The sequence below is a fragment of the Stenotrophomonas sp. STEN020 genome (assembly GCF_056760195.1).
The window spans coordinates 62,740-83,659 of sequence record NZ_JBRREI010000004.1 but is presented as its reverse complement, the minus strand read 5'-3'; the positions used below and the strand labels follow the sequence as shown (position 1 = coordinate 83,659).

17 protein-coding genes are annotated in these 20,920 nt (G+C 62.9%); 9 read left to right on the top strand and 8 right to left on the bottom strand.

Annotated features, from left to right (window positions below; all coding sequences use genetic code 11):
* Positions 1-103: 103 nt before the first annotated feature.
* From ACVOLZ_RS03195 to hsdR, 7 genes are all read right to left on the bottom strand, one after another.
* Positions 104-2,512, bottom strand: coding sequence for a sodium:solute symporter family protein (locus ACVOLZ_RS03195; RefSeq protein ID WP_481514995.1), 2,409 nt, complete (start codon positions 2,510-2,512; stop codon positions 104-106).
* Positions 2,513-2,564: 52 nt separating this feature from the next.
* Positions 2,565-3,416 (bottom strand): HpcH/HpaI aldolase/citrate lyase family protein, encoded by an 852-nt coding sequence (locus ACVOLZ_RS03190; protein WP_481514994.1) that lies wholly within the window; start codon positions 3,414-3,416, stop codon positions 2,565-2,567.
* Between the two features lie 427 nt (positions 3,417-3,843).
* On the bottom strand, positions 3,844-5,109 hold the full coding sequence (locus tag ACVOLZ_RS03185; RefSeq protein WP_481514993.1) for an HNH endonuclease: 1,266 nt from the start codon (positions 5,107-5,109) through the stop codon (positions 3,844-3,846).
* Positions 5,110-5,160: 51 nt separating this feature from the next.
* Complete coding sequence (locus ACVOLZ_RS03180; RefSeq protein WP_481514992.1) at positions 5,161-6,666, bottom strand: restriction endonuclease subunit S; 1,506 nt, start codon at positions 6,664-6,666, stop codon at positions 5,161-5,163.
* The gene (locus ACVOLZ_RS03175; RefSeq protein WP_481514991.1) at positions 6,659-8,203 is read right to left on the bottom strand and encodes a class I SAM-dependent DNA methyltransferase; all 1,545 of its coding nucleotides are present in this window, start codon (positions 8,201-8,203) and stop codon (positions 6,659-6,661) included. Before ACVOLZ_RS03175 ends, ACVOLZ_RS03180 begins: the two co-directional genes overlap by 8 nt.
* Positions 8,200-9,387 carry a Fic family protein gene (locus tag ACVOLZ_RS03170; RefSeq protein ID WP_481514990.1) on the bottom strand — a complete coding sequence of 396 codons (1,188 nt, stop codon included), beginning with the start codon at positions 9,385-9,387 and terminating at the stop codon, positions 8,200-8,202. The genes ACVOLZ_RS03175 and ACVOLZ_RS03170 overlap by 4 nt, the downstream gene beginning before the upstream one ends.
* A gap of 90 nt (positions 9,388-9,477) precedes the next feature.
* Positions 9,478-12,960 carry a type I restriction-modification system endonuclease gene (gene hsdR, locus ACVOLZ_RS03165; RefSeq protein WP_481514989.1) on the bottom strand — a complete coding sequence of 1,161 codons (3,483 nt, stop codon included), beginning with the start codon at positions 12,958-12,960 and terminating at the stop codon, positions 9,478-9,480.
* 352 nt (positions 12,961-13,312) lie between these two features.
* On the opposite strand from hsdR, the gene xth reads away from it, so the two are divergent.
* On the top strand, positions 13,313-14,086 hold the full coding sequence (gene xth, locus ACVOLZ_RS03160; RefSeq protein ID WP_481514988.1) for an exodeoxyribonuclease III: 774 nt from the start codon (positions 13,313-13,315) through the stop codon (positions 14,084-14,086).
* A gap of 56 nt (positions 14,087-14,142) precedes the next feature.
* Here the strand turns inward: xth and ACVOLZ_RS03155 are convergent, their stop codons facing one another.
* Entirely contained in the window at positions 14,143-14,397 is a 255-nt protein-coding gene (locus tag ACVOLZ_RS03155; protein ID WP_057629282.1) for a GlsB/YeaQ/YmgE family stress response membrane protein, read from the bottom strand.
* Between the two features lie 102 nt (positions 14,398-14,499).
* Between ACVOLZ_RS03155 and ACVOLZ_RS03150 the strand changes: the two genes are divergently transcribed.
* The 8 genes from ACVOLZ_RS03150 (at position 14,500) to ACVOLZ_RS03115 (ending at position 20,920) form a co-directional block, all read left to right on the top strand.
* The gene (locus ACVOLZ_RS03150) at positions 14,500-15,090 is read left to right on the top strand and encodes a 4'-phosphopantetheinyl transferase family protein (protein WP_481514987.1); all 591 of its coding nucleotides are present in this window, start codon (positions 14,500-14,502) and stop codon (positions 15,088-15,090) included.
* Between the two features lie 181 nt (positions 15,091-15,271).
* Entirely contained in the window at positions 15,272-15,913 is a 642-nt protein-coding gene (rsmG, locus tag ACVOLZ_RS03145) for a 16S rRNA (guanine(527)-N(7))-methyltransferase RsmG (protein ID WP_481514986.1), read from the top strand.
* Positions 15,914-16,337: 424 nt separating this feature from the next.
* Positions 16,338-17,135, top strand: a complete 798-nt coding sequence (locus ACVOLZ_RS03140; protein ID WP_481514985.1) for a ParA family protein — start codon at positions 16,338-16,340, stop codon at positions 17,133-17,135.
* Positions 17,135-18,049 (top strand): ParB/RepB/Spo0J family partition protein, encoded by a 915-nt coding sequence (locus ACVOLZ_RS03135; RefSeq protein WP_481514984.1) that lies wholly within the window; start codon positions 17,135-17,137, stop codon positions 18,047-18,049. The genes ACVOLZ_RS03140 and ACVOLZ_RS03135 overlap by 1 nt, the downstream gene beginning before the upstream one ends.
* A gap of 34 nt (positions 18,050-18,083) precedes the next feature.
* Entirely contained in the window at positions 18,084-18,392 is a 309-nt protein-coding gene (locus tag ACVOLZ_RS03130) for a helix-hairpin-helix domain-containing protein (protein WP_481514983.1), read from the top strand.
* A 39-nt stretch (positions 18,393-18,431) separates the two neighbouring features.
* The gene (locus ACVOLZ_RS03125) at positions 18,432-19,163 is read left to right on the top strand and encodes a suppressor of fused domain protein (protein ID WP_481514982.1); all 732 of its coding nucleotides are present in this window, start codon (positions 18,432-18,434) and stop codon (positions 19,161-19,163) included.
* Positions 19,160-20,125 carry an SDR family NAD(P)-dependent oxidoreductase gene (locus ACVOLZ_RS03120; RefSeq protein WP_481514981.1) on the top strand — a complete coding sequence of 322 codons (966 nt, stop codon included), beginning with the start codon at positions 19,160-19,162 and terminating at the stop codon, positions 20,123-20,125. The genes ACVOLZ_RS03125 and ACVOLZ_RS03120 overlap by 4 nt, the downstream gene beginning before the upstream one ends.
* Before the next feature lie 72 nt (positions 20,126-20,197).
* Complete coding sequence (locus tag ACVOLZ_RS03115) at positions 20,198-20,920, top strand: glycosyltransferase family 2 protein (RefSeq protein ID WP_481514980.1); 723 nt, start codon at positions 20,198-20,200, stop codon at positions 20,918-20,920.

Genomic DNA, 20,920 nt, shown 5'->3' with positions numbered 1-20,920 from the left:
CACCAGCGGGCGCGGCGGCGCGATGCGACCAACGTCATGGTCTTTGCCGGATCTGGCGCCACGCCGCCGCGGATCAAGGCCGCAGCGGCGCGCAGGCCCGCCTTCACACCGCGTCCTGCTTGTAGATGGTCAGGCCCTTCAGCGAGCGGTTCGGGGCCGGGAAGAACAGGCTGGCCACATAGCCGATCACGATGCACAGGAAGATCGAGATGGCCAGGTAGAAGTACGGATGCACCAGGCTGTACCACCAGGCCACAAAGGTCAGCACGATGCTGGAGGCCACGCCGATTGCCACGCCGGCGGAGTTGGCGCGGCGGGTGAACATGCCCAGCGTATAGGCACCAGCGAAGCCACCGCCGAGCAGGCCGGCCAGTTCGATCGACACATCGAACAGCGAGTGGATGTCGTAGCGGGTCATGATCAGCGCCAGACCAATCGCGGTCAGGCCGACCAGCACCGTGGAGATTTCGGCGAACAGCACGCTCTTGCGCGGGGTCGGGTTCTTGGCGATGCGCTCGTAGAAGTCGACCGAGATCAGCGTGGCGACGCTGTTCATGATGCTCGACAAGGTCGCCATCGCCGCAGAGAACACGCCGGCGATGATCAGGCCGGTGACGCCCGGCGGCAGCTCGGCGGCGATGAACAGCGGGAAGGTCGCATCGATCGGCAGCAGCGGGTCAAGGCGCTGCGGGTTGTTCTTGTAGAACACCCACAATGCAGTGCCGATGCCGTAGAAGATGAAGCCGCCCGGGATCATGATCGCAGCGAAGGCCCAGATCGAACGGCCGGCTTCCTTGTCCGACTTGGTGGCCAGGGTGCGCTGCATCAGCACCTGGTCCTTGGGGAAGGTCAGCACCACGTCGAACACGACCAGGAAGATGAAGCCCCACACCGTGGCCTTGGTCAGGTCGAAGCTGAAATCGAACAGCTTGGTCTTGTCTTCCATCGCCGCGGTGGCGACGAACTCGCCGAAGCCACCCTTCAACGTCCACACGATGAACAGGATGGCGAAGATCGCGCCGCCCATTTTCACGATCACCTGCACGAAGTCGGTCCATATCACCGCCTTCATGCCGCCCATCGCGGTGTAGAGGATGGTGAACACGCCCATCATCATGATGCTCCACACCACGCTGATGCCGGTGATGGTGGCGATGGCCAATGCCGGCAGGAACAGCACCACGCTCATGCGCGCACCGATCTGCATGACGATGCACAGCGCGCTGGCGAGCATGCGGATGGCCGGATGGAAGCGGGTTTCCAGGTAGGAGAACACGCTCATCAAATCCAGCCGACGCAGCAGCGGCACGATCCACACCGCCACGAACATCAGCCCCAGCACCGCGATCAGGTTGTTGGTCAGGTATTGCCAGTTGGTCTCGAAGGCCTTGGCCGGAATGGCGATGAAGCTGATCGAGCTGGTGTTGGTGGCGTACAAGCTCACGCCCGCTGCCCAGAACGGAATGCTGCGGCCACCGACGAAGAAGTCGGCGGTGCTGGCGCGCTTCTCGCGGAAGTAGAAGTAGGCGCCCATGCCCAGCATCGCGCCGAGGTAGATGATGATCACCGTCCAGTCCATCCAGCCCAGCAGATGCTTGCCGCTCTGCAGTTCAAAGGTATGCAGGCTGCCATCAGCGTTCGCCCAGGCCAGACCATTGCCCCAGCTGGCGCTGGCAACGGGTGCCTTGGCATCGGTATCGGCCAGATCGGCCCAGGCGCTGGTGATGGTGTGGAAAGTACGCGCGTGGCTGTTGCCGGTCGCGTCGGTCACCTGCATCAACAAGTGCGCCTGGCCGAGTGCACGCAGCGAACCCGGGACCACGTCGCCACCAATGGCCGGCAGGCTGTGCCAGCCCTTTTCAGCGTTCCAACGCAGCAGCTGCTGTGCGCCGTTGTTGCCGACTACCGCGTACAGCGCGCCCTTCTGCGCCTGCAGTGCGGCCGCTGCGGCAGCGCCCGGCCAGATCGGCTGCGGCTGCCATTGCGCAGCATCAGCCGGCTTTTTGTACAGCTGGGTCACGCCGCTATCGTCGACACCGGCTACGAACAGTGCGGCATCCAGGGCGGCTGCATGCGCATTGCTCAACGGCGTTGGCAAGGACAGTGACTGGCCCTTGCCCAGCGTTCCGCCCTTGAGGGTGATCTGCTGCAGCTGATTGCTGTGGCTGGCATCCGGGCCGCTCAGCACCCAGGTTTTTTCGCCGTTGCGAACGATGTCCTGGATGGGCTCGTTGCTGATACCGGTGGCCGGCGTCCACGCCTTGCCGTTCTTGTCCAACAGCCACGCCTTGTCACCGGAGCGGGCCAGCAGGTGGCCGTCGACATCCAGCAACTGCTGCACAGGTGCAGCGTCGGGCAGAGCCGGCAACGCGCCGGACTTCACTGCATTCAAACTCTCTTCGGCGGCCGCCGTACCAGCAAGGGTCAGCAAGGTGGTGACAACGAGCAGGCGGAAGCCGAGCGAGAAGCGATGCGACAGCGCGGCGAGCGCAGTGGCCATGGGCGTGGGCATGGATGGAACCCCGGTAATGAACGGCGTGGCGGTGAACCGCCAAGTGGAAAGATCAGGCGCGCAGGGCGCCGGCGAGCAGGGCTTCGGCCCGGCGCAGGTAAGGCACATCGATCATGCGTCCCTCGAACAGGAACGCACCGCGGCCCAGATCGCTGGCCGCCCGCGCGGCGGCAACAATACGCCGCGCTTCGTCCAGCTCGGCCTCGGCCACGCTGAAAATCGTATTGGCCTGGCCCACCTGACGCGGATGGATGCAGCTCTTGCCGATATAGCCCAGCTGCTGCGCGAGCATGGCCTCGGTACGGAAGCCCTCGGCATCGGCCACATCCGGCCAAGCCCCGTCACAGGCAAACACGCCGGCTTCGGTGGCGGCCATTTTCACCGCGAACAGTACCGCGTGCACATTGGCCGGGGTGCGGGCGATGCCATTGGGCGCGAACAGATCGCCCAAGCCCAGCTGCAAGCCGGCCACGCGCGGATGCGCGCCAGCCAGCTCGGCGGCCAAGCGCAGGCCACGCGGGGTTTCGATGTTCAGCAGCAGGCCGATCTGGCGGGTCACGCCATTGGCGGCCTCGGCCCGTTCCAGCGCAACGACCACCTGACGCACCTGCGCCGCCGATTCCACCTTGGGAATATTGAGCAGCCACAGGCCGGGCACCGCCATCGCGGCCAGATCGGCGGCGAAGTGCGGGCTGTCGGTGGCATTGGTGCGGACGATCAGCAGCTTGTTGCTGGCAAGCACATCGGCGCGGACGAGGAAGCTGGCGATGTTTGCGCGCGCCACCTGTTTGCCGGCTTCGGGGACGGAATCCTCCAAATCGAAGGACAGAGCATCGGCCGCACTGGCCAAGGCCTTGTCGAACAGTTCCGGACGTGCGCCGGGCACAAACAGCTTGCTACGCATGGCTTCCCCTCACTTTGAGAGGCAGTCTGCGCGAATCGGAACGCTGAAAAAGTGTATTCCCCGACATTCACCCGATAGGTTTTGTTGTGGTTTGCGGGGTTTGGCGGGTGGGGTGAAGCAACAAAAAGTTGGAAGTCTCCCTTCCCCCTTGCGGGGGAAGGTGCCCGAAGGGCGGAAGGGGGGCGCTTTTGACGTTGTCTCAGTTGCGGGAAAGCAAGCCGAAGCGGCGGGAGGGCCAAAGCCAAAGCCAAAGCCAAAGCCAAAGCCAAAGCACCCCTCCCCAACCCTCCCCTTGGCCTGCGGCCAAAGGGAGGGAGCAGATTGCCGCAGCACGCGGCAATGCTGGGTATCAAGCAATGCTGCCGGCACCAGCGCCGTCCCTCCCCCGCTTGCGAGGGTATCCAGGAAGGATCGGGACGCTATTTCTTCAACGCCCGACGCCGGCCAGCAAATTGAACCTCTCACGATGGTGCCGCAGATAGCCACCCAGGTCGGGGGAGGGCTTTTTCAGCAAGGGCGCAGGTAGGCCCAGTGCTTTGCACTCCTCAGAAGTAATGGCCGCGCTCACCAACATGGCGCCATCTTCGTCAAAACTGATCAGCCGGGCATCAAACAGGGCATCAAGATTGGCGGTCAGCATCAGGCCGTTATGGGGATCAAGTCGTTCCTGATTGTCAGAATCCCGCCAAGGCTTGCAGTGTGAGGCACGCAGCAACGCGGCTACGCCACAACCTGTCACCGCGCATGCGCCATCCCATACACGCATCAGGTCGTTGCGGTACCTGCCTTGGCCTAAACGTGCATCCACCAACGTGCTGCGGGTGGTCGGTGTGCTGCCATCTCCTTCTACTTGGAGCTCATCCAGGTCTTGCTGCAAGGCGACGGCATTGTCCCGCGGTGCGGAGAATGCGGTTATAGAAATGCGGTCGGCCAGACGCATATACCTGTCGTTGTTGATCTCGGTGACATCCCCAAGCTGGATCAGCGTGCTCGGGTCAAAGTGCTCAATACGCCTGTCGGGGCCAACACCATTTTCGCAGATCACCGCATAGGCCGTGTAGCCCTTTTCAATCAAGCCCAGATGGCGCTCACGCTCAGACCAGCCATTGCGATTTGCGCGGTTCTGGCCCAATACGCGGATCCACCGGGCACCTTCTCTTTCAAGGATGTCGTCACTCCACAGACGCAGAAAAACGTGGCGTCGGGCTTCGTCTACCGCACCCCATGACCAGCGCTCGTTTCTGACCGGCGCGAACAGCACGTCGCGGAAGAAAGCGTTGATGCGCATGTCCCCCACGGATGCAGCGGGATCCAGGTCGGTGTTCCCGGTTTCATCCTCGGCAGCGGCTGGTTCTGCGAGTTTCACAATTTCAGGCGCGGTAAAAGGCTCGAAGGCGTAGTTCATCTGCGCGAGCAATCCTTCCGCGCGTGCGATGAGGGCGGGATCGAAGTGCTTGCGCCACTCGGTTTCCACAATCAGCGCTTCGCAGGTGAGGTCAAGACGCCTCAGCTCCCAAAGCCGGGTAAACCCATCCGATGGCTTGCCGGTGGCCAACACGCGTTGCACGGTTTCAAAGCCGCCATGTTGTTCGAGCATGCGTTTGAACTGGTTGGGCTTGTAACCCAGTTTTTCCGCCTGGGATACGGCATTTCGCAGCAGTTGGGTAAAGGCTTCGTTTTCACGCAGGTCCATGGCGACAAGTTCCGTTTGCAGAAGGAATGGGGGAAAAGAACCGGATTAGATTTATGAGGTTGCTTTTGCTGCTCTACCGCGTTTGGGTTTTGGATCGGCGGCGCGCTGGGCGGCAATGCGCTCCAGCAGCACGCTGGCCGGTTCGTCATTCGGATCCTGCGGTACAAGCTCGCCACGGAAGGCCTTGGCGAGGATGCTTTGGGTCAGCGCATCGACGCGCTGGCGGGCATCGGCCAAGCGGGCTTCGAGTTGGTCGGCGAAGGCGAAAAGCTGTTCGACGCGGCGGACGATTTCGGTTTGTTCGGCAATAGAAGGAAAAGGTATTGGCAGCTCTTTCAAGATGCCTAAGTTCAAGATCTCCATGGTTCCGCCATGGCTGAATCGTCTGAAGAATCCGTGAGCAATTGGGCTATCCAGATACACCTTTAAGTAGTCCCTGCTCACGTCAGGGTGCGCGCTAATTTTTACGAGTCGAGGGTTGATAATTCCAGTTTCTGCCTTCTCGGATAGGACAAGAACCTTGCCGATCGTCCCTACCAGACTGATAAGAATATCTCCCGCACCTACGCGGCACGCCTGAAGGTCACGAAACTTATCCTCATCAATGAAGTAAGTAATAAGTTCCTCATTGCCCGAAATCACGTGCTCTTGGCCGTAGACCTTATGTCCGGTCTGTACACAATCAGATTTCTTAAGTGCGGATCCGAAAGGCCCTGCCTTCAAGGCATTATTTTCATTTCTACAAATCTGGCTGAAGCATACCCATTCCCATGAATTACAAGGAAGTGGATAGAGTTCTTCCACTGCATCAAAACACCCGGCGCTAGCTTTAAGAAGTTTTCGGGCTTTCAGGCCGCTCCGCTCCACAGCAATTTCATTGAGTAGGATTTTAACGTTAATCAACTCATTGACTCCTCGCCATCCTTCAGTCAGGCGCCCAGAAACTGCAGAGGCAAGGACGGACTGACGAAAGCGCTTAATCAACGAGGGTAAGGTGTCGAGGCGTGCCTTGAGGGTGCCCACCTGAGCCAGCATGTCGTCGAGTGCTGTAGTGATACGCACTTGTTCGGCTGACGGTGGAACGGGCAATGCAATGCCTCCAAGATTCCCTCTGGATATTCTTTTCCGGGTTGTTCCAGAGGCTTTGCTCTCGATTTCGAGCCTGAATTCAGGAGCGTTTATGAAGTGCATGAGCCACTTGTTTGAGATGCCCGTAGCTCCAATACGAATTGCAGCAACATCAACAACTGTAAGACAGCGCTGTCCTATTGCCGGCATCAGGCAGGCTCTACCAAGCGGTGCTGGCATTCTCGCGACCAGAACGTCGCCTTCTTTGAGTTCTGTACAGTTCAATCGATCAAACTGTTCGTCGTTCAAGAATCGAGATGATTTGTTGAGGAAAACGCCATCTCCGATATCGGCAAGCTGGAGGAGACGGTTGGCACCTTCGGGATCTTGGTCTTTGCTCTCGACCCAGTCACCGTCGGTGAATAGTCCTTCGCTTCCGATAAGGTCGTTGATGGTTGCGGTGGCCCACCATTTAGGCAATTCAGTCACGCGCTACTTCCCCCAGAACATCGTCTATACCCAGTACTTGCGCCAGCAGCTGTTTCTGCTGGTTGGCCTCATCGACCGCACCTAAAGCTTGCATCAACGCATCCAACTCGCGCAGTGCCTCGCTCAGCTCCGCCATCGCCTGCGCGGCCAGCTCTTCCGGCGGCGGCAGATTTGCCGCATCCACCGCATCGGCATCCTTCAACCAGCTGATATCCAACGAGTCACCCCGTTCGGCGATCTGCGCGCGGGTAAAGCAACGGAAGCGGCCTTCTTCACCTTCATCCACGCGCGGGCTGCTGCCATCGCGGTCAGCGCCATATGCATCTTCAAATGGCTTCAGATGCGTGGGGCCGAACGGCGTGCGTTTGCCAAAGGACGGCATATTGCTGCGCAGGTCATAGACCCACACTTGCTGGGTACAGCCGGTGTCCTGCTTGGGATTGCTGGCGCTGCCCTTGCGGAAGAACAGCACATTGGTCTTTACACCTTGCGCATAGAAGATGCCGGTAGGCAGGCGCAGGATGGTGTGCAGCTCGCACTTGTCCATCAGGTCGCGGCGCACATCGGTGCCGACGCCGGCTTCAAACAGCACGTTGTCCGGCAGCACGACCGCAGCGCGGCCATGTGGTTTCAGGTTGCGGTAAATGTGCTGCAGGAAGGCCAGCTGCTTGTTGCTGGTGACAAACGGCAGGTCGTCGCGGCTTGGGCCGCCGCCGCCCTTGGCGGTGCCGAATGGCGGGTTGGACAGGATCACATCGGCGCGCGGCAGGGTGGTGCCCAGACTGCCCAAGCTGTTGCCCAGCAGCACCACGCCTTCGCCTTCGCCTTGCATGCCGTGCAGCAGGCAGTTCATCAGCGCCAGGCGGCGGGTGCCCGGTACCAGTTCCACGCCGGTATAGGCCTTGGTGCGCTGGAACTTGCGTGATTTGTCGGTGACCTTGGGTCCGTACAGATCATCGTGCTCGGCCTTGATATAGGCGTCGGCGGCGATGAGAAAGCCTGCGGTGCCGGCAGCCGGATCCTGAATGGTTTCGCCCAGCTGCGGTTGGATGCAGCGCACGATGCTGTCGATCAAGGGGCGCGGGGTGAAGTACTGGCCGGCACCGGACTTGGTCTCGCCTGCATTCTTTTCCAGCAGGCCTTCGTACAGATCACCCAGCCCGTCCTGACGGGCGGAGAACCAATCCAGCCCGTCCAGGCTCTTGATCAGCTGCTCCAGATGGCGCGGCTCTTTCAGGCGTGTCTGCGCATCGGTGTAGATGGCGGCCACCATCAGGTCGCTGTTCTGGCTGAGGTTGAGCAGCATCTGCTTGTAGAAGGTATGCAGCGGCACGCCCGACTTGCTAGTCAGGTCGGGCCAGCGTGCACCTTTGGGCAGGCGGTGCTCGAAATTGTCGTTGGACTGGGCCTGCTCGTACTCCATCTTCACGAACAGCAGCAGCACCAGCTCGGTGACGTAATCGCTGTAGTTGATGCCGTCATCGCGGAGGATGTCGCACAGGCTCCACAGCTTGGCGACGATATCGTTGTTGGTCATTGGCTGCCGTCTCCTGACGGGATTGCGTTGCCGGCAGTGCCGGGCAGGTTGATTTGATAACGGGTGCTGCGACCGCCGCCGGGCAGGCGCCGCAGGCAGCCCTTGTCCAGCAGGTCGGTCAGGTGGCGGGTGGCGGTGGCTTTGGAGACCTTGGCCACGGCCTGGTATTGGGAGGCGTTGATGCCATTGGCAAAGCCGCGTTCACCGCCATCGAGCAGGCGGTTGAGCACCTTGGCCTGTTCGGTGCTCAAGGCTTGCTGTGCATGCAGTTGCCAGAAGCGAGCCTTGTCGATGACACGTTGTATGCGGGCCAAGGCCTGCTGCAGGCTGTGCAGCAAGGTCTGCAGGAACCAATGCAGCCAGGCGCTGATGTCCAGACCGCCGCGTTGGCTGGCTTCCAGGATGCGGTAGTAGCCTTTGCGGTCGTCCAGGATGCTGGCCGACATGGCGTATAGGCGGGCGATACCCGGCGCGGCTTGGGCAAGGGCCAGATCGGTGATGGCGCGGGTGAGACGGCCATTGCCGTCGTCGAACGGGTGCAGGGTGACAAACCAGAAATGGGCGATGCCGGCGCGCAGCAGCGGATCCAGTGCGGGGTCGTCGCTGCTGGCTGCAAACCATGCAAGGAAGTGCTGCAGCTGTTCGTCCAGCCCTTGCCGCGGCGGTGCCTGGAAATGCACGGTGGGCCGGTCGATGCGACCCGATACCACCTGCATGGGCTCGTCGCCACGCAGCTGACCAATGCGGATCCGCAGTGGCAGCAGGCCGTCATGGCCGGCAAACAGCAGGGCGTGCCAACGCAGCAGGCGCGGCAGATTCAGTGGTTTGCTCACATCGCCGGTGGCATCGAGCATCAGTTCGGCCACGCCTTCGGCGCGGGCGCTGTGCGGGGCCGGTTCGGCCGCGTCGGGGATGCCAAGACGCCGGGCCAGTGAGGAGCGCACCGAGCCGACATTGAGGTTTTCGCCCTCGATGGCGGAGGAGGTGACGATGTTCTGCAGCAGGGTATCCAGTGCCTGCCGCCCATCTTCGGGCAGCACCCCGGCCAAGGCGCTCAGCTGGCCTTGGGCCTGCTGGCACTGGCGTAGCAGCGGCGCCAGCGCAGCGTCCTGATGGACAAAGGCTGGCCAGTCCGGCTGTTGCCAGATCCAGAGCGGCGGGGCGGGGGCTTGGCTGGCATCCATGAGCCGAATAATAACGCTATTCGGCTCAGTCGATGAGCCGAATAGGCCTGTTTAGTGATCGGATTCGGCTCATCGCAGGCGGGGCAGGGCTCAAGCCACCTCCTCCCATACCGCCTCTTTGAACTGCTCGATCAGCTGGTCCAGCTGGCCGGCAAACACGGTATCGAGCAGCTTGACCCCACCATCCGGTGCGCAGGCGTGCTGGATGCTGTCGCGGTCGATCACCACCTCGGTCACCAATTGGTTGGCAAGGCGTTTGAGCCAGCGTTGCTGCACGGGGGTCCAGCTGCGGCTGACGAGGATGCGATCCAGCGCCCTGTGCACGCGCTGCTCGTAAGGCAGCAGCGCCTCGCCGATGGCGGCCCGACGGATATAGCCGATGATGCCGGCGGCAATATCGCGGTTGGACTGCTGGCGCTCGGCGCTGTGCAGGTGGGCCTCGTTGTAGCCCTTGCCATCCAGCAGCAGGCGCACCTCACGCAGTTGTTCGCGGGTAAGGTCGCGCGGGCGGTTGACCACGGCTGCAAGTGCAGCGGACTGGTTGAGCTGGGAACGGATGAAATCGGTAAAGCTTTCCAGGTAGTCGGCGGGCTTCTGGTTATTGCCGCCGTAGCTCACCTCGCGCAGCAGCAGCGTGTCGGTGTGATGGGAAATGATGGGGTATTGCTCGCTGGCCAGCAGTGCACGCAGCTCGTCGATCTGTGCTTCCAGCGCCGGCAGGCGGGTGGCGATGAAGCTGGCGGCCTGCTCTGGGCCCAGACCGTGCAGGTGCTGGTGCAGCTTGGCCGGCTCAACGCCCCAGGCGGTTTCCAGTTGTTCCAGTTGCTTGCGCAGCGGTTCGCGGTTCTGTGCCTTGTGGCTGGCACGGCGCAATACGCGCATCAGCTTCTGGCTGAGCTGGTCCAGCACATCCTGGGCGTGGCTGCCGGCCTCGGGGCTGGAGCCCGGTTGATGGCTGCGCGGGTCCTGCAACTCGTGCAGCAGCTGGCCGACGCTGATGTTGGGGTCTTTGACCAGCGGCCGCATGGTATCCACCGCCTCCAGTGCTTCGTATAGACGTACCGGGTCGTAGATGCGGAATACGGTCTTGCCGATGTCATCGCAGCGGCGGGTAGCGCGGCCCTTCATCTGTTCGTAGAGAATGCGCGAGCGCACCCGGCGCATGAACACCAGGTTGGTGATGGCTGGCACGTCGATGCCGGTGGTCAGCAAGTCCACGGTAATGGCGACGCTGGGCAGGCGCTCGGTCTTGTAGCGGCGTATCACCTTGGCCACTTCGTCGGTGCGGCCGGTGATGACCTGCACGGCGGCCTGGTTCCACTCCTCGCCGTAGACCTTGTGGAAGGCCGCGTTGAGCAGATTGCACACACGCACGGCATGCACCTGGTTGACGCAGAACACCAAGGTCTTTTCTTCACCCAGCGGGTCCAGCTCGTCTGCCAATGCCTGGCAGATGACCCGATCAAAATCGGCAGTGATGACGCTGCGGTTGAAAGACTCGATATCGAAGGACAGCTCGTCGTCGAGCTCTGCACTGTCCACCTCGCCGGTCAGGGCGTTGACCACCTCCACCTGTTCGCCTTTGTCGAAGTGGATGCCGTTGCGGCTGAGCTGGGTTTCGAAGCGGATTGGTGGCTCGTGGTCGATCAGCCAGTCATCGGCTACGGCTTCGCGGTAGCTGTAGGTATAGACCGGGCGGCCGAAGATTTCGGTGGTCTGCCGTGCGGGGGTGGCGGTCAGGCCGATACGGCAGGCGTCGAAGTACTCCAGCACACGTCGATATTGGGACAGGTATTGCGCGTGGTCGCGCAGCGAGAGCTCGCCCTCGGTCATTTCCTGGTCCAGGGTGTAACCGCGGTGCGCCTCGTCGACGATGATGCAGTCGAACTGGTCAATCGGCGGTGGCGCATCGGACTGGAACAACCGCCGCACCATGGCCTGCACGGTGGCGACTTGTACGCGCGTCTCTGCCTCGGCGGCCATGTCGCCCAGATCATTGACGTTGTAGATCTGCGACAGGCTTTGGCCCTGCTCCAGCGACATGTCGTCAAAGGATTCACGCGCCTGGGTACCCAAGCTGGTGCGATCAACCAGGAACAGGACGCGGCTGAAGCGCTCGGCCTTGAGCAAGCGGTAGATCAAGCCAATGGTGGTGCGGGTCTTGCCGGTGCCGGTGGCCATCGCCAGCAGGCAGTGTCGTTGGCCTGATGCCAAGGCCTGTTCAACCGCTGCAATGGCATCTTCTTGGTACGGGCGCAGCTTGAGATAGCCATAAGGCTCGGTGCTCAGGCGCTGCTCTGCCAGTTCCCGATCACGCAGCATCAGCTCGGCCAAGCCCTGCGGGGTATGGAATTGCTGCAGTGGGCGTTTGAGATTGGCCGGGCTGCGCAGGTCACGGAACCAGATGCCGGATTGTTCGGCCAGCTGCTTGATCCACGGCCGGCCGTTGCAGGCATAGGCAAACGGCACCTGGAACTGCGCGCCCTGGCCGTCAGCCCAGGGGCCACCGGCGGGACCAATGCCGGCCAATTGCAGCGGTGCGCTGATGGGAAGGTCGCGGGAGTAGCGCTCGGCTTGGTCAATGCGCTCGGCAATATTCACCCGTCGGCGCTTGGCTTCGACGATAGCCACCGGCATCAGGCCATCAAACAGTACGTAGTCGGCACATGCCTTGGCGCTACGCGTGGGCCATTCGGCAATTGCCATGCACCGGCCCTTCTCCGGCCGGGCGCCTTTGGACCAGGTCAGTTGCAGTGAATCTGCTTCCCAGCCTGCGTCGCGCAGTTGCTGGTCAATCAGGATGCGGGTGAGTTCTTCGTCCGGATCGAAGGCTGCGGCCGCTTGGCGGCTGCGTTTGACGAGCGCGGTCGCCTGCGGTTGGTCGGTGCTGCTGGCCTGTTGCAGCGCTTGCAGCTGCGCGTGGAACTGGATGCGTTCCTGCTCGAACTGCGCTGCGCGCTCGTCCAGCTGCGCTTTCAGTGCGCGGGCCTCCTCATCCATGGCCTCGGCCAGCGCCATGCTTTGCGCACTCTCCTCGATGCGCAGTTCAGCCAACTTGCGGCTGCCCTCAAGGGCTTCATCACGTTGACGCAGCTCCTGCTCCAGCGTGTCGATCTGGCCGTGCAAAGAGCGCAGGGCGGCACTGGGGTCCGTCGGCGCGGTGAATGCGCCGGGCCGGAAGGCGCTGTCGGCTTTGCCGGAGGCGCGGTGGTACCAGATGCTGAGTTCACGGGCGACGCGTAGCCCATCCATGGCTTCCCGGTGCTGGGTGGAAAAACCATGGGTGGCGCGATTGCCTTCCACCCGCAGGGTGTGGAAGAGATTGCGGATGCCCGGATCCAGGTCCAGATGCCGATTCAACAGCTGGATCAGCTCCAGCTGAGTTGTCTGGGCATCAAACTTCAGCCCCGCCTGTGATGCCAGCGCCTGCGCCAGCGCCTCGCCAAGTTGGCGCAGTTTGATCAGCGTGGTATTGGGATCGGAAGCGAAAACCTGTTCGGCGGTCGTCGCCAGCCGCAACAGGACGGGATCGTGTTGGCCGAGAAAGGTGAAGTTACCTTGTGTTGCGGACATCCAATTGTCTCCGGCGCTCCCCCCTTGGAGCACAGATCTGCATGGTATGCGTTAGCTGGCGGCGCAGCCAGCCGACCGCGCCGGTGTATTTAGGGGAAGTGTGCGTGGAAGCTATAGGCCGTTCCCTCTCCCGCCTGCGGGAGAGGGTGCCCCGAAGGGGCGGGTGAGGGGAGCTTTTGACTTTGCTTGCGCTGTTGCCTACAAGCCAAAGCCAAAGCCGAAGCCGAAGCCGAAGCCGAAGCACCCCTCCCCAACCCTCCCCTGCGCCTTTGGCGCAAGGGAGGGGGCTGGTTGCTGCGGCCTTCAGCTGAAAGGAGGGTCTTTGTTCCCAGCCCCGGCTAGAATCACCCGCATGAAAATCGCTTCGTGGAACGTCAATTCGCTCAATGTCCGCCTGCCGCACCTGGAACAGTGGCTGGCCGACTTTGCCCCCGACGTGGTCGGCATCCAGGAAACCAAGCTGGAGGACCACAAGTTCCCCGATACGCGGCTGTTGGAGCTGGGTTATCGCAATGTGTTCGCCGGGCAGAAGACCTATAACGGCGTGGCGCTGCTGTCGCGGCATCCGATCGAAGACGTGCAGATCGGCATCCCGGATTTCGAGGATGAGCAGAAGCGGGTGATCGCCGGCACCGTCAACGGTGTGCGCATCATCAATCTGTATGTGGTCAACGGCCAGGACGTGGGCACCGACAAGTACGCTTACAAGCTGCGCTGGCTGGACGCGGTGCACACATGGATCGCCGCCGAACTGCAGAAACACCCGCAGCTGGTGGTGATGGGCGATTTCAACATCGCTCCGGATGACCGCGATGTCCCTGATGTCAGCGTCTGGAACGAGAACCACATCCTCACCTCGACCGCCGAGCGCGCTGGTCTGCAGAAGCTGCTGGATCTGGGCCTGCACGATGCCTTCCGTCTGCACAACGACGAAGCCGGCATCTTCAGCTGGTGGGATTACCGCGCTGCGGGTTTCCGCCGCAATCTGGGCCTGCGCATCGATCTGACCCTGGTGTCCGATGCGCTCAAGGCGCGCGCTGTGGCCTCCGGCATCGACCGTGAACCGCGCACCTGGGAGCGCCCCAGCGATCACGCCCCGGCCTGGGTGCAGCTGGCACAAGGCTGAGACAACAAGGCCCGGCTGTTGCCAGCCGGGCCTTGGTCGAATCGGCGCCAGAACGGTTAACGCACGCTTTTGCGTGTGAACAGATTGACGATGGCCAGCAGTACCACTGCGCCAACCAGTGACAACAGGAACGAGCGCAGCGTAATTGCACCATTGATGCTGCCGCCGCTGAAGAAGAAGCCGGCAATCATGGCGCCGATGATGCCCACCACGATGTTCAGGATGATGCCCTGCTGCGCATCGCGGCGCATGATGATGCTGGCCAGCCAACCCACGACGCCACCAATAATCAACCAGATGATGATGCCCATGCGCGAACCTCCCTGCCGTGAAGCACCCCGAAAGGTGCGGTGGCGACAGTCAACGCGTAGTGGCGTTAAGAACATGTTTGTCCGGGCAGGAACCTGTTCAGCATGAGCCCGACGGGTAGCCATTGGCAGTTTGGCCCGGTCGACGTGTGGCTGTTGCCGCATACTCCGGGCACCCGCGGTGAGCCGCAGGCCCGCGAGTTGCTGGCCGGTGTCTTCGACACCACGCCCGAGGCCTTGCCGCTGACCCGCGATGAGCGCAGCCGGCCATGGCTGATTGGTGAGCTGGCGCACTACGGTACCGGTTGGAGCCATAGCGGCGGTCATCTGCTGGTGGCGCTGGGCGAGGGCGCACGCCTGGGCGTGGATCTGGAGCGACAGCGGCCGCGCAAACAGATGCGCGAGGTGATCCGCCGCTACTTCCACCCGGATGAGATTGCCTGGCTTGAGTCGCTGGATGACAGCGGCTGCGAGCAATGGTTCTTCCGCCTGTGGTGCGCAAAGGAGGCGCTGTTGAAGGCGCACGGGCACGGCATTTCGTTCGGGCTGAACAAGCTGCGCTTTGCGCCGGATGCGATGGGGGCCTTGCAGTTGGTGTGGTGCGATCCGGGCCTTGGCGACGCAACACGCTGGAATCTATATGAGTGGCAGGCGACGGAAGATTTCCGCGCCGCGCTGGCGTGGTATCCGCTGTAGCTTCTGCCCCCTCCCTTTGGCCGCAGGCCAAGGGGAGGGCTGGGGAGGGGTAGCTGTTGCCGTTGCTCTTGCTCTGCGCGGCAGATCAAAAGCCAGATCCAGAGCACCCCTCCCCAACCCTCCCCTGCGCCTTCGGCGCAAGGGAGCGGGCTCAAGCGCCACTCCTGCGATAATCCCCGCCATGAACGACACCACTCTCCCGCGCGAAGTCGCCAGCGACCTCGACCACGGCTTGAAGGCCATGGGCCTGGACGCCGCCTTGGCCAAGCCCCTGCTGGCCTACCTGACCCTGCTGGTGCGCTGGAACCGCACCTACAATCTCACCGCCATCCGCGACCCGCGCGAAATGGTCACCCGCCATCTGCTCGATTCGCTGGCCATGGCCGAGCATGTCAGCAGCGGCAGCCTGGCCGATCTGGGCACCGGCCCGGGCTTGCCGGGCATTCCGCTGGCCATCACCCATCCGCAGCTGCAGGTGACCCTGGTCGAGAGCAACGGCAAGAAGGCCCGCTTCATGCGTGAGGCCGTGCGCCAGCTTGGTTTGAGCAATGCCCGCGTCGCCGAATCGCGCGCTGAAGCGCTGGACGAGCCGGGTGCTTACGACAACCTCACCGCCCGTGCCATGGATACCTTGGCCGGCATCATCGAGGTTGGTGGTCATCTGCTGCGTCCCGGTGGCCAGCTGCTGGCGATGAAGGGTGTGTACCCGCACGATGAGATCGCCCAGCTGCCGGCCGGCTGGCAGATGCTGGAAGTGCGCCCGTTGCAGGTGCCGGGGTTGGTTGGTGACCGGCATCTGGTGGTGGTGGAGCGCAAGGGCTAGATCTGTAGTGCCGAGCCATGCTCGGCAGGGGCTTTACCAGCAATGCCAAAAGCTACCCCTCCCCAACCCTCCCCTTGGCTTCGCCAAAGGGAGGGGGCCGACGCGTAGTGCCGAGCCATGCTCGGCAGGGGCTTTACCAGCCAAAGCCCAAAGCTGCCCTCACCCCAACCCCTCTCCCGTGAACGGGAGAGGGGCTAAAGCGTAGTGCCGAGCCATGCTCGGCAGGGGCTTTACCAGCAAAGCCAAGAGCCACCCCTCCCCAGCCCTCCCCTTGGCTTCGCCAAAGGGAGGGGGCACGGCAAAAGCAGAGCAAATCAGGGCACATTCCCGCCCCAAAGCCGCCCGTTGCCCGGAAACCGGTTTCCGCCTACGCGCCGCTACCCCCATAATGACCAGTCCAACTTCGCCAACGAGGCTCTCCTGCATGGCTCGCATCATCGCCATCGCCAACCAGAAAGGCGGCGTCGGCAAGACCACGACGGCTGTCAATCTGGCTGCTTCCCTTGCCGCCGCACCAAAACGTGTGCTGCTGGTCGACCTGGACTCGCAGGGCAACGCGACCATGGGCAGTGGCGTGGACAAACGTGAAGTGGCAGCGTCCACCTGTGACCTGTTGCTGGGCGAGATCACTGCCGCCGAAGTGCGCGTGACCACGCCCGAAGGTTTCGACCTGCTGCCGGGCAACATCGACCTGACCGCCGCCGAGATCCAGCTGATGGACCAGAGCGAGCGCGAGCAGCGCCTCAAGCGCGCGCTGGCACCGGTGCGCGATGAATACGACTACATCCTGATCGACTGCCCGCCGGCGCTGTCGCTGCTGACGCTGAATGCGCTGGCCGCCGCCGACTCGGTGATCGTGCCGATGCAGTGCGAGTACTACGCGCTGGAAGGCCTGAGCGCGCTGGTCGAGACCATCGACGCGCTCAAGATCAATCTCAACCCGGCGCTGGAAATCGAAGGCGTGCTGCGCACCATGTTCGATGTGCGCAACAACCTGGCCAACGCGGTGTCGGCGCAGCTCACCGAGTACTTCGGCGACCGCGTGTTCCGCACCATCGTGCCGCGCAACGTGCGCCTGGCCGAGGCGCCCAGCCATGGCCAGAGCATCGTCGGCTACGACCGCGCCTCGCGCGGCGGTGTGGCCTATCTGGGCTTGGCTGGCGAGATCATCCGTCGCAACAGTGAACGCAAGCAGCCCTCCCGGGCCGTGGAGGCTGTCTGATGAGTGCAGCGAAAAAGCGCGGTCTTGGCCGTGGTCTTGATGCCTTGCTGGGCCCCAAGGGCGCAGTAACCCCGGTCACCGTCGCTGCCGTCGCCGAACCGCAACCCGGCGAAGTGCTGCGCAAGCTGCCCATCGACCAGTTGCAGCCGGGCAAGTACCAGCCGCGTCGCGACATGGACGAAGGCAAGCTGGCCGAACTGGCCGACTCGATCAAGGCACAGGGCATCATCCAGCCGATCCTGGTGCGCCAGATCGAAGGCGGTCGCTACGAAATCATCGCCGGTGAACGCCGCTGGCGCGCCTCGCGTCTGGCCGGGCTGGAGGTAGTGCCGGCGGTCGTGCGTGAGCTGGAAGACCGCACCGTCATCGCGATGGCGCTGATCGAGAACATCCAGCGCGAAGACCTCAATCCGCTGGAAGAAGCCGAAGCGCTGGCACGGCTGGTCAGCGAGTTCACGCTGACCCACGCCGAAGCCGCGCAGGCCGTTGGCCGTTCGCGCGCCTCGGTGTCCAACCTGCTGCGCCTGATCGATTTGCCGATCGGTGTGCGCGTGCTGCTGGAAACCCGTCGTCTGGAAATGGGCCATGCCCGCGCGCTGCTGACGCTGGCGCCGGAACTGGCGACCAAGCTGGCCGAAGAAGCTGCCGAGCAGGGCTGGTCGGTGCGTGAAGTCGAGCACCGCGCGCAGCAGTTCGCTGCAGGCAAGGTGCCGGGCGCACGCAAGGCCAAGCCGTCGCCGACCGCGCCGCAGGCCGATATCGCATCGCTGGAAACCGAGCTGTCCGAATCGCTGGGCGCGAAAGTGGCGATCAGCCACGGCCGCGGCGGCAAGGGCAAGCTGGTCATTCATTACACCGATCTGGACACGCTGGACGGCGTGCTGGAGCGGCTGCGCGTCCGCCAGAACGGCTGACGTACTTCATCCCCCACGAGGTGCACGCAAGGCAATGAACCCCACCAAGGTCGACCGCAATCATCTATTGCGTCTGACCGACCTGCCGAATGTCGGGCCGGCCTGTGAAAAGGATCTCCGTTTGATCGGGATCCGCGTCCCCGCGCATCTGCGCGGGCGTGATGCCTACGATATGTATGCACAGCTATGCCTGAAAACCGGCGTGGTGCACGATCCCTGCGTGATCGATGTGTTCCTGTCGGTGGTGCGCTTCATGGGCGGCGATGCGCCGCAGCCCTGGTGGGCGTACAGCAAGGAGCGCAAGGCAACCCTGGCCAAGGAAGCGCCGCTCACCATGTGGTGAGGCATGCGCAATGGTCGTGGCCACGAACCGGAGCAGTGCATGAGCAACACAGGCGATGAAATGAGCCCTGGCGGCAGTCGGATGCTCAGCCATGGGCAAGCCAGTGACTTCGAACCGGCGCGTGGCCATTCGCACCTCGAGGCGATCAGCGCGCACATTGAGCGCCATCTAGGGCCGATAGCCAGCGTGCTGCACGAGATCGTCTCCGACGCCGTGCACCTGGATATCCATGTCGTGCCGCCGTGCGGGGATTGTCCGAATACGCGCCTGGTCACCTCCGGCATGAGCGATCTGCCGATGCAGCTGCCGGATGATGTGGAAGTCTCACCCTATCTGGAACTGATGTTGACCTTGCCGGGCGACTGGCCGTTGCAGCATGCGCAGCTGCAGGACGAGCGCAATTACTGGCCGATCCGCCTGCTCAAGACGTTGGCGCGGCTGCCGCACAAGCACAACACCTGGCTAGGCCTGGCCCACACCGTGCCCAACGGCGACCCGGCCCAAGCGTACGCACCCGGCGTGGATTTCGACGGCGCGATTCTGCTGCTGGCACTGTCGGCGCCGGAAGATTTCGATACCTTGATGGTCGACGACGACACCAGCATAGAGTTCCTGTCCGTCGTGCCGTTATACCCACAGGAAATGGCCTTTAAGCTGCGCGAAGGCGCTGATGCATTGATCGACCTGCTGAGCGACAACGACATCGGCGATGTCATCGAGCCGGGCCGGCACAATCCGGCCCGCGAATACCTGTCTGGACCAACTGCATGACCACTCTCGTCACCGGCGCCGCCGGCTTCATCGGCGCCTATACCTGCCAGGCCCTGGCCGCACGCGGCGAGCGCGTGGTCGGGCTGGACAACTACAACGACTACTACGACCCGCAGCTCAAGCGCGATCGCGTCGCCGCGCTGTGCCCGCAGCTGGATATCCGCGCGCTGGATATCACCGACCGTGACGGCCTGGCCGCGCTGTTCGATGAGATCCAGCCGACCCAGGTGATCCACCTGGCCGCGCAGGCCGGCGTGCGCTACTCGCTGGAAAACCCGCACGCCTACGTTGAAAGCAACCTGGTCGGCTTCGTCAACATGCTGGAGCTGTGCCGGCATCGCGGCGTGCAGCATCTGGTCTATGCCTCCAGCAGCTCGGTCTATGGCAACTCGGCCACGCCGCCGTTTTCCGAAGATCAACGGGTGGACCAACCGCGTTCGCTGTACGCGGCCACCAAGGTCGCCAACGAGTTGATGGCCTACACCTACGCGCAGCTATACGGCTTGAAGGCCACCGGCCTGCGCTTTTTCACCGTGTATGGCCCTTGGGGGCGGCCGGACATGGCGCCACTGCTGTTCTCGCGCGCGGTGCTGGCAGGGCGCAGCATCGATGTGTTCAACAACGGCCATATGCGGCGCGACTTCACACATGTTTCTGACATCGTCGCAGGTATCCTCGGGGCGCTGTCGCATCCCTCCGCCCAGGCCACACCCCACCAGGTGTTCAACCTGGGCAACCACACCCCGGTGGAACTGGAACACTTCATCGACGTGATCGCCTCGGCCGCGGGGCACCCGGCGCACAAGGTCTACAAGCCGATGCAGCCGGGCGACATGGTGGAAACCATGGCCGATACCTCGCGCGCACAGGCTGCTTTCGGCTACGCGCCGGACACGCCGATCGAGCTGGGTCTGCCGCCGGTGGTGGAGTGGTGCCGCACCTATTTCGGGTTACGCCCCTGACTCATCTTCCGCTAAGTTGAGTTTTGGAAAATGCGTGACCTTTCTTCAAATGCACAACCTGCGGAATCAGCAATGAACCAGCCCAGCCTCTCAGTGGTTGTTCCCGTCTTCAACGAACGCGACAACGTCACCCCGCTGGTCAATGAAATCACCGCCGCGCTGCGCGGCCAGATCGATTTCGAGATCGTCTACGTCGACGACAATTCCAAGGACGACAGCCTGCAGGTACTGCAGGCGCTGAAAACCGCCAACCCGGAACTGCGGGTGCTGCACCATGTCAGCCAGAGCGGGCAGAGCACGGCCGTGCGCACCGGCGTCAAGGCCGCACGCTCGCCTTGGATCGCCACCCTGGACGGCGACGGCCAGAACGACCCTGCCGACATTCCCAAGCTGTTGGCTGCCCGCAATGGCGCCGACGCGCAGGTGCGGCTGTTCGCCGGCTGGCGCGTCAATCGCCAGGATTCGGGCAGCAAGCGCTGGGCCAGCAAGTGGGCCAACGCCATCCGCGCCCGCATGCTGCGCGATGACACCCCGGACACCGGCTGCGGCATCAAGCTGTTCGAGCGCGCTGCCTTCCTCGACCTGCCGTACTTCGACCACATGCACCGCTACCTGCCGGCGCTGATGCAGCGTGCCGGCTGGAAGACGGTGAGCGTGCCGGTCAACCACCGCCATCGCACCGCCGGCGTGTCCAAGTACAACAACCTCGGCCGGGCGCTGGTCGGCATCCGCGACCTGCGCGGTGTGGCCTGGCTGATCACCCGTTCCAAGCGCACCGCGGTGGAAGAGGTCTGA